Origin of the sequence: Haloarchaeobius sp. HME9146 (genome assembly GCF_025399835.1) — an archaeon.
Taxonomy (GTDB): domain Archaea; phylum Halobacteriota; class Halobacteria; order Halobacteriales; family Natrialbaceae; genus Haloarchaeobius.
In genome coordinates this window covers 1,930,321-1,943,900 of record NZ_JAODVR010000001.1, presented here as the reverse complement: position 1 = coordinate 1,943,900, position 13,580 = coordinate 1,930,321, and the positions used below count along the sequence as shown (strand labels likewise).

Sequence of the window (13,580 nt, the reverse complement as noted above, 5' to 3'; positions counted from 1 at the left end):
TCATGCAACGACGAGAAGCACTCGCTGCGATGGCGAGTGCGCTGACTGGCGCTGGCTGTCTGCGGCTGCAGGAGGCGGGTTCGCAGCAGACGCGGACGTTGCGGCCGACACAGTCGCGAACCGAGACCGTGACGCAAACGGGGACTGCAACCGAGACAGCGACCGAGACACAGACTGAGACTGCAACCGAGACAGCGACCGAAACACCCGACAAAGGCCCGCCGGTCACCGGGCTCAGCCGCTCCTTCGCGTACGATGCAGCAAATACCGGGTTCTACGGTGTTTCTGGACCGACCGAGAAGCCCGAAGAGGTGTGGACACACTCGTTTTCGGATGCGATCAGGACCGTTCCAGCGCTTATCGATGGGATACTGTACGTTGCGGCAGATGGACTCACCACGTTCGATGCCCGGAAGGGGAAGGAGCTATGGTCCACGTCCAGTGCCGGCCGGGTCTCACCGAGCGTCGAGGATGGACTCGTCTACGGAGCGGACTACGGGAGCGTGAAGGCCTTCGACGCCGATTCCGGGGGGCTGGACTGGTCGGCATCGAGCGGACGCCCGAACGGGGTGACGGTTGCCGGGGGCACTGTCGTCGCGGGGACCGACGACGGGGTCATCGCGCTCGAGGCGGAATCCGGGGACGGCCAGTGGTCGGCACTCTCTGGGGTCTCGGTCGACACAGCCCCGGCTATCGCAAACGGCACAGTCTACGTCGCTGACCGGCCGCGGGACCGACCGAGCAAGCTGTACGCGCTGGACCTTGCGAGCGGGACGCGGCAGTGGACCTACCAGGTCGGTGAGCAGGACGGGAGCGGGTCGTACTACTACGTCATCGGGGAACCGGTGTTCCGTAACGGGACGGTCTATCTCGCCTGCGAGAACCGGGTCGCCTACGCAGTTGACGCCGAGACTGGGGAGGAGATCTGGCAGACGACGACGACCGGTGGGATGAACCCCGCGCCAGCCGTCACCGAGGAGTATGTCTACGTTGGGAATGACGGCGGTCAGGTTCTCGCGCTCGACCGTACCACCGGCGAAGTGCAGTGGGAGGCTCGAGAAGGAACCGGCTCGGTCGTCTCCAACGTCGTCGCCACCCAGAAGAGCGTCTTCGCCGTCGACGATTCAGGACTGCTGGTCGCCTACGACCGAAGCAACGGCGGTGTCAGATACAAACTCGGCCTCACCCGCTCCCGAACGCGTAGTGGCCCGCTCGTCACGAACGACTGGATCTTCGTCGGCGACGGCGATGGGACGCTGCACGCCTTCACGACGGGGAACTGAGGACCTTCGCGAACAGCATCGCGTAGCCGAATGGAATCCACACCGACCCGACCACGAACAGGCTCTGGAGGGACGCCAGCGAGACGCCGATGCTCATCAGGCCGAGCGGGACCACGACGCTGAGGGCGGCGAACCCGAAGACGGAGACGCGGGGGATGGTCAGCAGGTACAGCAGGAGCAACAGCATGCAGGCACCGATGGTGACGTTGACGACCAGGCCGACGTTGGGCGCGACCGTGGTGTACGCCATGAAGGGGTACATGAAGAAGGTCGCCGCGACGATGACGAGCGTGTTCTGTGAGAGGGTGACCCGACCGGCGTCGGGGTCGAGGTCGTCGTCGTCCCAGTCGTGGACCGAGAACCCGTCCCACTCGTCGTCTTCCTCGTCCGCGGCGACGTGTTCGCGTCTGGTGTTCGTGTCGGTCCGGGTGCTCTGGTTGCCCTTCTCGCCGACGAACCACTCGGCGGCGCTTCCCGTCGACCCGCCGTCGGCGCTCGCCTCCTTGCCGTCGTCGCCGACGTAGTAGCTGCGGTTGGTCTCGTTGCCGGAGTGGGAGGCTCGCCGGTCGGAGCCGGGGTACTCCTGTCGGCGGTTGCGGCTCTGGTAGCCGTCGTTCTGCTCGTCGTCGGCCGGGTCCTCGGTGGCGCGGTCACGAGCCTGTCTGCCGAGGCCGCCCGGACCGCCGAAGCTGGAGACGTAGGCGGCGTGACCGAGGCGGTCGTAGCGAGCGCGTTCGTCGGGGTCGCCGATGACCTCCTCGGCTTCGGCGACGCGCTGGAACGATTCGGCGGCGTCCTCGGCGTCGTTCAGGTCTGGATGTGTCTCCTTGACGCGTTCGCGATAGGCGTCGCGGATCGCGTCCTGGTCCGCGTCGTGTGCAACACCGAGGACATCGTAGAACGTCTCCGTCATGCGGTCAACTATCTTGCCCTGACATTTGCGATTCCCTGATAAAAACCCTACTGCCGTGCGGGTGGAATGTCGAGGGCGGTAACGCGACAGCAGACTGAAGGGCCTGCCCACGAATCGAGCACCCGTGCTCGCTGTCTCGACACTCCTCGCGTTCGTCCCGGCCGCCCTCGCCATCGTCCTCGCGCCCGGCCCGGACACCATGGTCGTGCTGGCCCGCGGGCTCGGTGGTGGTCGCCGCGCCGGACTGGCTGCAGCCTGTGGCACGGCGACGGGCGTGCTGTTACACACGCTCGCCGCGGTCGCCGGGCTTTCCGTGGTGCTCCAGACGTCCGCGTTCGCGTACCGGCTGGTCACCTACGTGGGGGCGGCGTACCTGGTCTATCTCGGGGTGCAGACCCTGCGCGACGACGAGGAGTTCGCGGTGTCCGCAGAGACCGTCCCGGCCGACGACTCACCGTTCGGTGCTTTCAGGCAGGCGCTCGCGGTGAACGTCTCGAACCCGAAGGTCGCCGTGTTCGTGCTCGCGTTCCTCCCGCAGTTCGTGCCCGCCGGCACCGACGCGCCCGGCGAGATGCTCCTGCTCGGCATCGTCTACGCGGCGCTCGGGCTCGTCTACCTCGGGCTACTGGCCGTCTTCGCCAGCCAGGCCCGGCGCGTGGTCGCCCGGTCGGAGCGGCTTCCCCGGGTCCTTCGTGCCGTCAGTGGCACCGTTCTCGTCGGGTTCGCGGCGCTGCTGGTGCTCGACGGGCAACACGGCTGAGGCCCGCGGAGGGCGAGCCGTGGGTCACGCCGGGACGGGAACCTATTTTTGCGCGCCCTTCCGAATCTCGGACAATGGTTTCCGAACTCTTCGACCCCGAGGCCTGGGACGAGATCGACCTCGATTTCGACGACATCACCTACCATCGCGCCGTCGACTCGGGGACGGTCCGCATCGCCTTCGACCGCCCCGCGGTCCGGAACGCGTTCCGGCCCGGAACCGTCGACGAACTGTACCAGGCGCTCGACCACGCCAAGCGCCAGACCGACGTGGGCTGCGTGCTCCTCACCGGAAACGGCCCCTCGCCCAAGGACGGCGGCTGGGCGTTCTGTTCCGGCGGCGACCAGCGCGTGCGGGGTGGTGCAGGCTACGAGTACCAGGGCGACGACGCCGAGAAGGAGTCCGCCTCGAAGTCGGGCCGCCTGCACATCCTCGAGGTCCAGCGCCTCATCCGCCACATCCCCAAGCCGGTCATCTGTGTGGTCCCGGGCTGGGCGGTCGGTGGTGGCCACTCCCTCCACGTCGTCTGTGACATGACCATCGCCTCCGCGGAGCACGCGAAGTTCCTCCAGACGGACCCCGACGTGGCGAGCTTCGACGCCGGCTTCGGGTCGGCCTACCTCGCGAAGCAGGTCGGGCAGAAGAAGGCTCGCGAGATATTCTTCCTCGGGAAGACCTACGACGCCGAGGAGGCCGCCGACATGGGGATGGTGAACGAGGCAGTTCCCCACGAGGAGCTGGAGGAGACGGCGCTGGAGTGGGCCGAGACCATCAACAACAAGTCACCGACCGCGATGCGGATGCTCAAGTACGCGTTCAACATGACCGACGACGGCATGATCGGCCAGCAGGTCTTCGCGGGCGAGGCGACGCGCCTCGGCTACATGACCGACGAGGCCCAGGAAGGACGGGACGCGTTCGTCGAGAAGCGCGACCCGGACTTCGACGACTACGAGTGGCACTACTGAGTGCCTGACCCGGCCGTCCGAACTGCGGGGTAGCGACAGGCCGAGCGCTCGCTCGCTGGTATAGTGCTTCGAAAGAACGGAATCGAGTCGAGGGCCGTCGCGCGAGGCGACGGGTACGAGCCGATATTACAGTCGGGTGACGTTCGACGCGCGCGGGCCCTTGGGGGAGGACTCGATGTCGAACTCTACTTCCTGACCCTCTTCGAGGTCCGGACCGCCGACGTCCTCCATGTGGAAGAAGACGTCCTCGTCGTCGTCGACAGCGTCGTCGTCAGTCGAAATGAAACCGTAGCCGCCTGTGTCGTTGAAGAAATCAACCTTACCTTTTGCCATTGTAAGCACACACAGTAGCGAGACGCGGATAACACTTGCGAGGGTCGAGGTACCACGACCCGTTGTCACGGGGGACAAGTATTTGTGACACGGTCACATTGCACAGCCTGCATCGCTATGAAACCGTGCCACAGCTGTCAGGCGGTCATCGACGAGTACATCCTCGATAAACAACTCGAACCCCTGCGCGACCTCACAGTCGACGATTTCAACCTCTGCGCTGACTGTGTAACCATCGTCACGGATGCGTGCGTTGAGTGTGGCGGCGCGGTCTACGTCCCCAGAACCGAATCTGGGACCCCCGACTACTGCCCGGCCTGCCGGGCCGACCTCATCGAGCAGACCGGGCAGGACCCGGGCTGGAACCGGACCAGCGTCTCTCGCTGACCCGGCCGGTCGACGCCAGTTCGGTTCCCCCTGTCTCGCGACGACCCCGACCACGATTCGCGGCTCGAATATAATGGTTTGGGCGGGGTGTGTTCGCGATACACGGGCCCCAAATTCGCTTTATCCCACACCGAGCAGAGCCGACTGCATGTCGACAACGACAGAAACCTCGTATTCGACCGGTGTCGCGAACGGAAACTGGAAGGCTGGCGTCCTCGGCGGTATCGTCGGTAGCGTCGTCATGGGCGCGCTCGTGCTCGCGATGAACACGGCGACGCTCGCGGTCGCCATCCCCTCGATGTACACCCTGGCCCCGCCCGCGAGTCCGGGACTCGGCCTCGTCGTCCACATCTCACATGGGGCGGTTCTCGGGGTCGCGTTCGCTGGCCTCGCAGGCGTCCTGGACGCCGAGTCGCTCGGGCAGCGCCTCGGGCTCGGCCTCGGCTGGGGCGTCGTGACCTGGGTCGGCCTGGCCGCGCTGCTCATGCCGGTCTGGCTCGACGCGGTCGGTTCGCCCGCGAACCCGCCGCTGCCCAACTTCGCCATCCCGTCGCTGCTCTGGCACGTCGTCTACGGCCTCGTCCTCGGAGGCGTCTACGCCGCACTCGAGGACGCCGTCTGACGACGGCCCTGGCCCCGCACCTCGCTGCAATCGTTCTTTCACCTTGACGTGTTCTTTTCGGGAGGTGGCGCGTCTGTCTACCTGGCATGAAGACGCGACTCGCCGCCCTGTGTTGCTGTCTGCTCGTGCTCTCCGCCGGCTGCGTCGGCCAGCTCGGGAGTACTGGCGCCCCCGGCGACACGACCGACCCACCCGCCACAGACCCGACGACGACGACCGACACCACCGGACCCGGTGACGGCCCGACCCTGAACCAGACGCTCGCGGAGCCGACCACCTGCGAGCAGGTCTGGGTGAGCTACTGGGGGACCAGTAACAAAGCCGAACTCTGGACGCAGGGGAACGTCCACGTCGGCTGGACGGTCCCCGCGGACACGAGCATGCTCTTCGTCGCCTTCGAGGAGGGGACCGTCCTCGGGGCGGACCACGTCCGGTTCGAGGGCAGCGCCGTCACGGCAGACGGAGCCGCCGTCCCCATCGGTGACCGCTCCGGCGAGCACGAGGTCGCGGTCGTCGCCGTGCTGGACACGAACGAGAACGGCGAGTACGACCCCGACATCGACCGCCCCTGCCAGAACGAGGACGGCGACCTCGTCTGGACCGACTGGGTTCGGTTCGACTTCCCCGTCGGCCAGCCCGCGGACGACGACGGCACGAAGACCGGGGCCTGAACCGCCCTCCCGGACTGGCCCCGCGACCGACCCCCGAACCCCGCCCTCCCGAACCACAGCGGCTTTTTCATCGTCGCCCTAACTGCCGGTAATGACTGACACGGCGACTGCGGACATCTCGAAGACGAAGGCGTGGGTGATGGCCGCCCGGCCCCAGACGCTGCCGGCGGCTGCAGCCCCCGTCATCGTCGGCACGGCCGTCGCCTACTACAGCGGCGTGTTCGCGGCCCTCCCGGCGGTGATGGCGTTCGTGGGTGCGGCGCTCATCCAGGTGGGGACGAACTTCGCAAACGACTACTACGACGCGAAACAGGGGGCGGACACCGAGGAAAGACAGGGGTTCACCCGGGTCACCCAGTCGGGGCTCATCGACGCCGACGAGGTGAAACGGGCGATGGCCGTGACCTTCGCGGTCGCCATCGTCACCGGCAGTTACCTGGTGTGGGTCGGCGGGATTCCCATCCTCGTCGTCGGCCTCGTGAGCGTGGCCTCGGGCGTCGCCTACACCGGCGGGCCGTACCCGCTGGGGTACAACGGCCTCGGTGACCTGTTCGTGTTCGTCTTTTTCGGGCTGGTCGCCGTCACGGGGACCTACTACGTGCAGGCCGCGGCCGCGACCCCCGGCTACGGGCCGCTGGCGACCGGGCTCCCGCCCCTGCCCGACCTGAATCTCGCACTCCTCGCCAGCCTCCCCATCGCGGCCATCTCGACGAACATCCTCGTCGTGAACAACGTCCGCGACAGGGAGGAGGATTCGAGAACGGGGAAGACGACGCTCGCGGTCGCCTTCGGCTACCGGTTCGCCCGCGCCGAGTTCCTCGCGATGCTGGCCATCGCGTACCTCACGCCCGTCGTCCTCGTCCTCGGGTTCGACACGCCCGCGACGGTGCTCGCGCCGCTCCTCTCGCTCCCGCTCGCGGCCACGGTCACCCAGACCGTCCTCACCCGGACCGACGGCGCGACCCTGAACCCGGCGCTCGAACAGGTCGGCCAGCTCCTCGCGCTCTACGCCCTCCTGTTCGGAATCGGCTTCGCACTGCCCGGCCTCCTCGGAGGGGTGGTCTGATGGAGGCAGACACGCGCGAGTTCTCGGTCTCGCTGTCGCGCCCCCTCGCCACCGCGAACGGCGAGATGACCGAGCGCGAGGGCATCCTCGTCCGGGTGAGCGATGGCGACCACGTCGGACTGGGCGAGGCGATGCCCCTGCCGGGCTGGACCGAGTCGCTGGCGGAGTGTCGCGCCGCCCTGGCCGACGCCACGGAACGCATCCGCAACGAGGAGGCCGCCCTTCGCGAGGACCTCGCCGCGAACCCGGCCGCCAGACACGGCATCTCGCTCGCCCTGGCCGACCTCCGGGCGAAACAGCACGACCGCCCGCTGTACAAGATTCTGGGCCGGCGTGCGACCCGCGACGTGGTGCCCGTGAACGCGACGGTCGGTGACGCCGCGCCCGAGGATACCGCCGCTGCGGCCGAATCGGCCACCGACCAGGGCTTCGACTGCGTGAAGCTCAAGGTCGGCGCACGGGACCTCGCGACCGACATCGAGCGCGTCGAGGCGGTCCGCGACGCTGTGGGACAGGCGGTAACCATCCGTGCCGACGCGAACGGGGCGTGGTCCCGCGAGCAGGCCGAGGACGCCTTCGACGCCTTCGCCGACGCCGGTGTCCAGTTCGTGGAACAGCCCCTCGACCCCGACGACCTCGCCGGGCACGCCGCGTTGCGGGACCGACCCGGGTCGGTCGGGGTGGCACTCGACGAATCCCTCGCGAGCCACTCCGTCGAGGCCGTCCTCGACGCCGACGCGACCGACGTGGTCGTCCTCAAACCGATGGCCCTCGGCGGCGTCGAACAGGCCAGACAGGCCGCACTCGCCGCGCAGGAGGCACAGGTCGCGACGGTCGTCACGACCACCATCGACGCGGTCGTGGCACGCACCGCCGCGGTTCATCTCGCGGCCTCGCTCCCCGGTGTCCTCCCGAGCGGGCTGGCGACCGCGGAGTGGCTCTCGACCGACCTCGGGCCGGACCCCTGTCCGGTCGAGTACGGCACCATCCGGGTGCCCGACGGCCCGGGCCTCGGCGTCCGCGGGGTGTGGGACGAGTGAGTGGCGTCCCGGTCGACTGGCCGACACAGGACCTGCTGACGGTACGCGCCGGCACCACACCCGAACGGACCGCCCTGGTCGACGCAGACACGGGCGAGTCGTGGACGTTCCGCGAGATGCATCACCGCGTTCACGACCTGGCCGCCCGGCTCGACGACTACCCCGGCGACGGTCGGGTCGGTCTCCTGCTCGACCGCCGCGTCGCGGTTCCGCTGGTGTTCTTCGCGGCGATGCGCCGGGCGAGTTCCGTGGTGTTGTTCGACCCGAATCGGCCGGCTGACGAACTCGCGGCGCAACTCGAACGCGCCGACTGCCGGGTACTCGTCTGTGGGCGCGAGACGGAGCGACAGGCCTTCGAGACCGTCGCGAAATCGACAGACGACGTCCCGACTGTTAGCGTGGACGAGCCGACGCTGGCGGCGGTCGACCCCCTCGACGACGGGAGTTCGGCCGTCGCGATTCCCTATCCGCTCTCGAAGACGAACGAGCAGGCGCTCCTGTTCACGTCGGGGACGACCGGCCGGCCGAAGGGCGTCCGCCTGACGGTCGGGAACCTGGTCGACAGCGCCGTCGGGTCGGCCTTCCGACTGGGCATCGACCGGAGCGACCGCTGGCTGGTCTGTCTCCCGACGTACCACATGGGCGGGCTCGCCCCGTTCGTCCGGGCGACGCTCTATGGCACGGGCACCGTCCTCCAGCGCGAGTTCGACCCCGCGAAGACCGCCGCGATCATCGAGACACACGACGTGACGGGCGTCTCGCTCGTCCCGACGATGCTCCGGCGACTGCTCGACGACGGCTGGTCGCCGCCGGCACACCTCAGGTTCGTGCTGCTCGGCGGGGCGGCTGCCTCCCAGGCCCTGCTCGACCGGTGTGCCGACCACGACGTGCCGGTATACCCCACCTACGGCATGACGGAAGCCGCCTCGCAGATAGCGACTGCCACCCCCGAGCAGGCCCGCGAGCACCCGGGTACCGTCGGCCAACCGCTCGTCACGACCACCGTCAGTGTCCTCGACGACGCGGGTGATTCCGTGATGACGGGCGAGGTGGGCGAGATCGTGGTCGACGGCCCGACCGTGACGCCGGGCTACCTCGACGACGAACAGACCGATGCGGCGTTCTCCCAGCACGGCTTCCACACCGGCGACGTGGGCTACAAGGACGACGCGGGACGCCTGTGGGTCACCGGGCGCGTCGACGACCGCATCGTCACCGGGGGCGAGAACGTCGACCCCTCGGTTGTCGCGGAGGCGATTCGGTCCCATCCCGGCGTCACCGCCGTCGCTGTCGTCGGGCTCCCCGACGAGGAGTGGGGCGAACGGGTCGCCGCGCTGGTCGTCACGGGTGCGGCCGAGACCGTAACCAGCGAGGACATCGACGCACACTGCAAGGGCCGACTCGCGCCCCACGAGGTGCCGAAAACGGTGGGCTTCGCCGACGAGCTGCCGCGAACCGCGTCCGGAACCGTCGACCGCGACGCGGTCCGCGAGCTCCTCGGTGACTGACGCGCTCCAGAAACGGGCCTCCAGAAACGGGCCCTATGATGGCGCGGCTGCGCCGTGTTCGTCGACCTCGCCTTCGACGATTCTGGTCGACGAGAGCCGTTCACCGTCGGCGTCGCGGACGAACGGGGAGACGACCACGAGGAGCTGGTTCAGGTCGTTCTCGCGGCGAGTCTCGTTTATCTCCTCGGTCTCGGGGTACGTCTCCGGCGACACGACCAGGGCATCGAGGTCCTGTTCGGTCGCGGCGAAGGCGTCCTCGGACGCGATCTTCCGTATCTCTATCGGGCGGCCCCACAGGTTCATATCGGTGAGTTCTCGCTTGAGCACTCGCTCGCGTGTCTCGAACGACGGGACGTCCCGGTCCCGGGACTCCGACGCGAACGCGTCACTCGTCAGTCCGACCACGACGCCATCGGTCCCCAGTTCGAGTGCGGTCTCGAAGAGTCGTCGGTGGCCATCGTGAACCGGTCCGAACGTACCCGCGACGGCAACTCGCATAACACGTTCTGTAGGGAGTGCAACGACATACAGCTACCGGGCGTTTTTGTCGTCTCCCGCCGTAGCAGGGGCCGTGTGTACCCTCACTATCGCCTGGCGTGTGTTCGACGAACCCGTCGTCGTGGCGGCGAACCGTGACGAACTGCTGTCCCGGCCGGCACGCCCCCCGAGCGTCGTCGAGACGGACCCCGTCGTCGTCGCTCCCCGCGACGAGCAGGCCGGTGGTACCTGGATCGGCTGCACCGACCAGGACCTGTTCGTCGGCGTGACGAATCGCTGGGTCGACGCCGACCTCGCCGGTGAGCGCTCTCGCGGGCTACTCGTCCGTGACGCCCTTCGCCAACCGGGTGCCACCGCCGTCAGGGACCTCGTCGAGGCCGCCGTCGCCGACCACGAGTACCAGGGCTTCAACCTCGTCGTCGCTGACCCCGACGACGCCTTCCTGTTCGAGTGGGATGGCGAGCTTACCACCACGGCGCTGGACCCCGGTGTCCACGTCGTCGTCAACACCGGTGCCGACGACAGCTTCGAGATTCCGACGCACCGGGCCGATATCGCACGCCAGCAGGCAGACAACGCCCGGGCCGTCCGTGCGGAACTCCACCCCCGCGACGGCGAGACGGCGTTCGAGTGGCGCGAGCGTGCCGCGGCCGTCCTCGGCGACCACGACTTCGGTGTCTGCGTCCACGACCCCGACGGCCGGTTCGGCACTCGCTCGTCCTCGCTCATCGTGCTCGGCGACACCATCGACTACCGCTGGGCCGACGGCCCCCCGTGCGAAACGGCACACGAACCCGTGGACCTCGAAGGGCAGTTTTAAGCGAGTAGACACACGTGTTACGGACGTGATAGCCATGCCTACGACGACACGGGGGTGTTCGCAGTGAGCGTCGCCGAGGAGGACCTCACAGAGGAGGAGCTGGCTGGCCTCGAACTCGTCCGCGAGACCGGCGGTATCCACCAGAGCGACTTCTGGAAACAGCTCGACGTCTCCTCGCGCAAGGGATCGCGCATCGTCGAATCCCTCGTCGCGAAGGAGCTCGTCGACCGTGAGGAGACCGTCTACAACGGTCACAACACGTACTTCATCCAGCCGGTCGCCGCGGACCTCGAGTTCTCACTGCTCATGGCCGGTGACATGCTCTCGCCGTTCATCGGTGAGGAGGAGGCTGACCCGCAGAGCGACGCCTTCACGCAGTGGATAATGAACCTCGCCTACCAGTAGCGAAGACAGCAGAACCAGTTTTCCGATTCCCGTTCCGTCAGCCAGTCGGGTGCGCTCGTTCGATGAGTACGAACGGGTCGCGTTCCCGGTTGTAGTACCCGACGTCACCGTCGATCGCTTCGATTATTCGGCGGTGGACCTCGCGTGCGGCCCGACCCTCGTCGGGGCTGAGATTGTGGTTCTCGCGGAGCCGTCGCCAGAACGACCCGTCGAGCCAGAACAGCGTCTCGTCGTTCGACTGGAACACTTCTTCTCCCTGTTCGGTGAGTGTGTCCGGGCCGAGCCCGCGCCCCGATAACTGTGCCCGTGCGAGGACCGCGACCAGTTGGCGGCGCGAGATCGGCGCGTGTAGGGCCACCTCGTCGATGAGGTCGCCGTAGTAGTCCTCAACGAGGTCACAGGCTCTGGAGAACTCGTCGAACTCGACCTCGGTGTCTTTGGCTATTCGCATCGATAGATTCCCCCGGTCACCCGTCGTCGACCAGTAGTTATCGATTGTATGGCAAATATCCGCATAACTGTTGTGGTTACTTTCGTATCCAGGCAGGAATGGAAGAACGTGAACCGCATCGGGGTCGGGCCTCGAAGTACTCGGCCTCACCACCTGTCGAACGTGAGTCGAGACCGACTCAGGCCAGCGCGCTGCCGGCCCGGATGATGGTCTCTTCGTCGAACTGCTTGCCGACGAGCTGGAGGCCGACGGGGAGGCCGTCGGTCTCGCCCGCCGGGACGGAGATGGCGGGCAGGTTGGCGAGGTTCACCGGCACCGTGTTGGCGTCGGCGAGGTACATCTTCAGCGGGTCCGAGAGGGACTCGCCGAGTTTCATCGGCGGGACGGGCATCGTGGGCGAGGCGAGCACGTCGGCGTCCTCGAACGCCGCGTCGAAGTCCTGTTCGACCCAGGCACGCGCGTCCTGTGCCTTCTTGTAGTACTTGTCGTGGTAGCCGGCCGAGAGGGCGTACGTGCCCAGCAGGATACGGCGCTTGACCTCCGGGCCGAAGCCCTCCTCGCGGGCCTTCCCGAAGACCTCGTTCCAGTTGCCGTCGTAGCCACCCGAATGCCCGTAGCGGACGCCGTCGAACCGGGCGAGGTTCGAGGACGCCTCGGACATCGCGATGACGTAGTACGCCTGCACGGCGTACTCGACGGACTCCAGGGAGACCTCGTGGTACTTGGCTCCCTGAGCTTCGAGTTCGTCGAGGGCGGCGTAGAACTGCGCTTTGACGCCCTCGTCGGCACCCTCGACGAGTTCGGTCGGGACGCCGATGCGGAGGCCGTCGACGTCGCCGTCGGCCGCGGCGGCGTAGTCCGAGTCCGCGCCCTCGTCACGGGTCGTCGCGTCGCGGTCGTCGGGACCCGAGATGACGTCGAGGAGTTCGGCGGCGGATTCCACGTCGGGGGCGATGGGACCGATCTGTTCCAGGGAGTTCGCGTAGGCGACGAGGCCGTAGCGCGAGACCAGCCCGTAGGTGGGCTTGATACCGACGACGCCACAGAACGCGGCGGGACAGCGGATTGAACCGCCGGTGTCGGAACCGAGTGCGAGGTCGGCTTCGCCGGCGGCGACGGCGGCCGCGGAACCACCCGAGGAACCGCCGGGGACGTGGCCCTCGGCGGCGGGGTTCTCGGTCGGGCCGAACGCGGAGGTCTCCGTGGTCGTGCCCATCCCGAACTCGTCCATGTTGGCCTTCCCGACGATGGTCGCGCCCGACTCCTTCAGTCGGGAGACGACGGTCGCGTCGTACGGCGGGACGTAGTCGTCGAGCATCGCGGAGCCACAGGTGGTCCGGACGCCCTCGGTCGAGATGTTGTCCTTGACGGCGACGGTACGGTCGGCGAGGGGGCCCTCGTCCGCGCCCTCGATGGTCTCCTCGGTGATGAAGATCTGGCTCATGAGACGTTGGGTCCTTTGAAGAAGCCGTCTTCGGTCTCCTCGGCGTTACGAAGCGCGTCCTCGCGGCTGAGGCACTCGCGTTCCTCGTCGGGACGCATGACGTTGACCAGGTCGGCCTCGTGCTCGACCTCGGGTACCTCGTCGAGTGCGTCGAAGTACTCGAGGATGTCCGCGAACTGCTCGGCGAACTCGTCGACCTCGTCGGCTTCGAGGTCGACGCGTGCCAGGTCCGCGACGTGCCGGACATCCTCTGGACTGGCGGACGTGTCGCTCATGGTCGACCAGACTGGGTTCGCCCGAGTAAGGGTTTCGATACGGGGGCGGAGACGACGGTTCGGCCGCCACGAGCGACCCCGGAAAGAACAAACAACCAGTTCCCCATTCCATGAAATCCCCCCGTGGTTACCGCTT

General features: G+C 67.6%; 17 protein-coding genes. 11 read left to right on the top strand and 6 right to left on the bottom strand.

What is annotated here, in order from left to right; all coding sequences use genetic code 11:
* The first annotated feature begins 2 nt into the window (after positions 1 to 2).
* Positions 3 to 1,283, top strand: coding sequence for a PQQ-binding-like beta-propeller repeat protein (locus N6C22_RS10055; protein WP_261650970.1), 1,281 nt, complete (start codon positions 3 to 5; stop codon positions 1,281 to 1,283).
* On the opposite strand, the gene N6C22_RS10050 is transcribed toward N6C22_RS10055, so the two are convergent.
* Positions 1,267 to 2,196 (bottom strand): J domain-containing protein, encoded by a 930-nt coding sequence (locus N6C22_RS10050; RefSeq protein WP_261650969.1) that lies wholly within the window; start codon positions 2,194 to 2,196, stop codon positions 1,267 to 1,269. The two genes, N6C22_RS10055 and N6C22_RS10050, sit on opposite strands and share 17 nt — an antisense overlap.
* A gap of 124 nt (positions 2,197 to 2,320) precedes the next feature.
* Here N6C22_RS10050 and N6C22_RS10045 point away from each other — a divergent pair, with 124 nt between their 5' ends.
* On the top strand, positions 2,321 to 2,956 hold the full coding sequence (locus N6C22_RS10045; RefSeq protein WP_261650968.1) for a LysE family translocator: 636 nt from the start codon (positions 2,321 to 2,323) through the stop codon (positions 2,954 to 2,956).
* Between the two features lie 74 nt (positions 2,957 to 3,030).
* Complete coding sequence (locus N6C22_RS10040; protein ID WP_261650967.1) at positions 3,031 to 3,924, top strand: 1,4-dihydroxy-2-naphthoyl-CoA synthase; 894 nt, start codon at positions 3,031 to 3,033, stop codon at positions 3,922 to 3,924.
* 126 nt (positions 3,925 to 4,050) lie between these two features.
* Here the strand turns inward: N6C22_RS10040 and N6C22_RS10035 are convergent, their stop codons facing one another.
* Complete coding sequence (locus tag N6C22_RS10035) at positions 4,051 to 4,257, bottom strand: cold-shock protein (RefSeq protein WP_261650966.1); 207 nt, start codon at positions 4,255 to 4,257, stop codon at positions 4,051 to 4,053.
* Between the two features lie 117 nt (positions 4,258 to 4,374).
* Between N6C22_RS10035 and N6C22_RS10030 the strand changes: the two genes are divergently transcribed.
* The 6 genes from N6C22_RS10030 (at position 4,375) to N6C22_RS10005 (ending at position 9,551) form a co-directional block, all read left to right on the top strand.
* Positions 4,375 to 4,644 carry a hypothetical protein gene (locus tag N6C22_RS10030; protein ID WP_261650965.1) on the top strand — a complete coding sequence of 90 codons (270 nt, stop codon included), beginning with the start codon at positions 4,375 to 4,377 and terminating at the stop codon, positions 4,642 to 4,644.
* Between the two features lie 148 nt (positions 4,645 to 4,792).
* Positions 4,793 to 5,266 carry a DUF6789 family protein gene (locus N6C22_RS10025; protein ID WP_261650964.1) on the top strand — a complete coding sequence of 158 codons (474 nt, stop codon included), beginning with the start codon at positions 4,793 to 4,795 and terminating at the stop codon, positions 5,264 to 5,266.
* Between the two features lie 86 nt (positions 5,267 to 5,352).
* Entirely contained in the window at positions 5,353 to 5,937 is a 585-nt protein-coding gene (locus N6C22_RS10020; RefSeq protein ID WP_261650963.1) for a hypothetical protein, read from the top strand.
* Positions 5,938 to 6,028: 91 nt separating this feature from the next.
* On the top strand, positions 6,029 to 7,003 hold the full coding sequence (locus N6C22_RS10015; protein WP_261650962.1) for a 1,4-dihydroxy-2-naphthoate polyprenyltransferase: 975 nt from the start codon (positions 6,029 to 6,031) through the stop codon (positions 7,001 to 7,003).
* Complete coding sequence (gene menC / locus N6C22_RS10010; protein ID WP_261650961.1) at positions 7,003 to 8,043, top strand: o-succinylbenzoate synthase; 1,041 nt, start codon at positions 7,003 to 7,005, stop codon at positions 8,041 to 8,043. Before N6C22_RS10015 ends, menC begins: the two co-directional genes overlap by 1 nt.
* Positions 8,040 to 9,551, top strand: a complete 1,512-nt coding sequence (locus N6C22_RS10005) for an AMP-binding protein (RefSeq protein ID WP_261650960.1) — start codon at positions 8,040 to 8,042, stop codon at positions 9,549 to 9,551. The genes menC and N6C22_RS10005 overlap by 4 nt, the downstream gene beginning before the upstream one ends.
* Positions 9,552 to 9,584: 33 nt before the next feature.
* On the opposite strand, the gene N6C22_RS10000 is transcribed toward N6C22_RS10005, so the two are convergent.
* Entirely contained in the window at positions 9,585 to 10,049 is a 465-nt protein-coding gene (locus N6C22_RS10000) for a phosphopantetheine adenylyltransferase (protein WP_261650959.1), read from the bottom strand.
* 73 nt (positions 10,050 to 10,122) lie between these two features.
* Here N6C22_RS10000 and N6C22_RS09995 point away from each other — a divergent pair, with 73 nt between their 5' ends.
* The gene (locus N6C22_RS09995) at positions 10,123 to 10,869 is read left to right on the top strand and encodes an NRDE family protein (protein WP_261650958.1); all 747 of its coding nucleotides are present in this window, start codon (positions 10,123 to 10,125) and stop codon (positions 10,867 to 10,869) included.
* A 54-nt stretch (positions 10,870 to 10,923) separates the two neighbouring features.
* Complete coding sequence (locus tag N6C22_RS09990; protein ID WP_369684406.1) at positions 10,924 to 11,274, top strand: helix-turn-helix transcriptional regulator; 351 nt, start codon at positions 10,924 to 10,926, stop codon at positions 11,272 to 11,274.
* Positions 11,275 to 11,311: 37 nt separating this feature from the next.
* Here the strand turns inward: N6C22_RS09990 and N6C22_RS09985 are convergent, their stop codons facing one another.
* The 3 genes from N6C22_RS09985 to gatC all read right to left on the bottom strand — a co-directional run bounded on the left by N6C22_RS09985 (position 11,312) and on the right by gatC (position 13,444).
* A complete protein-coding gene (locus N6C22_RS09985; RefSeq protein ID WP_261650956.1) occupies positions 11,312 to 11,725 on the bottom strand; it encodes a hypothetical protein in 414 nt (137 codons plus the stop codon).
* Between the two features lie 178 nt (positions 11,726 to 11,903).
* Positions 11,904 to 13,169 carry an Asp-tRNA(Asn)/Glu-tRNA(Gln) amidotransferase subunit GatA gene (gatA, locus tag N6C22_RS09980; protein WP_261650955.1) on the bottom strand — a complete coding sequence of 422 codons (1,266 nt, stop codon included), beginning with the start codon at positions 13,167 to 13,169 and terminating at the stop codon, positions 11,904 to 11,906.
* The gene (gatC, locus tag N6C22_RS09975; RefSeq protein ID WP_261650954.1) at positions 13,166 to 13,444 is read right to left on the bottom strand and encodes an Asp-tRNA(Asn)/Glu-tRNA(Gln) amidotransferase subunit GatC; all 279 of its coding nucleotides are present in this window, start codon (positions 13,442 to 13,444) and stop codon (positions 13,166 to 13,168) included. The genes gatA and gatC overlap by 4 nt, the downstream gene beginning before the upstream one ends.
* Between the last annotated feature and the right edge of the window lie 136 nt (positions 13,445 to 13,580).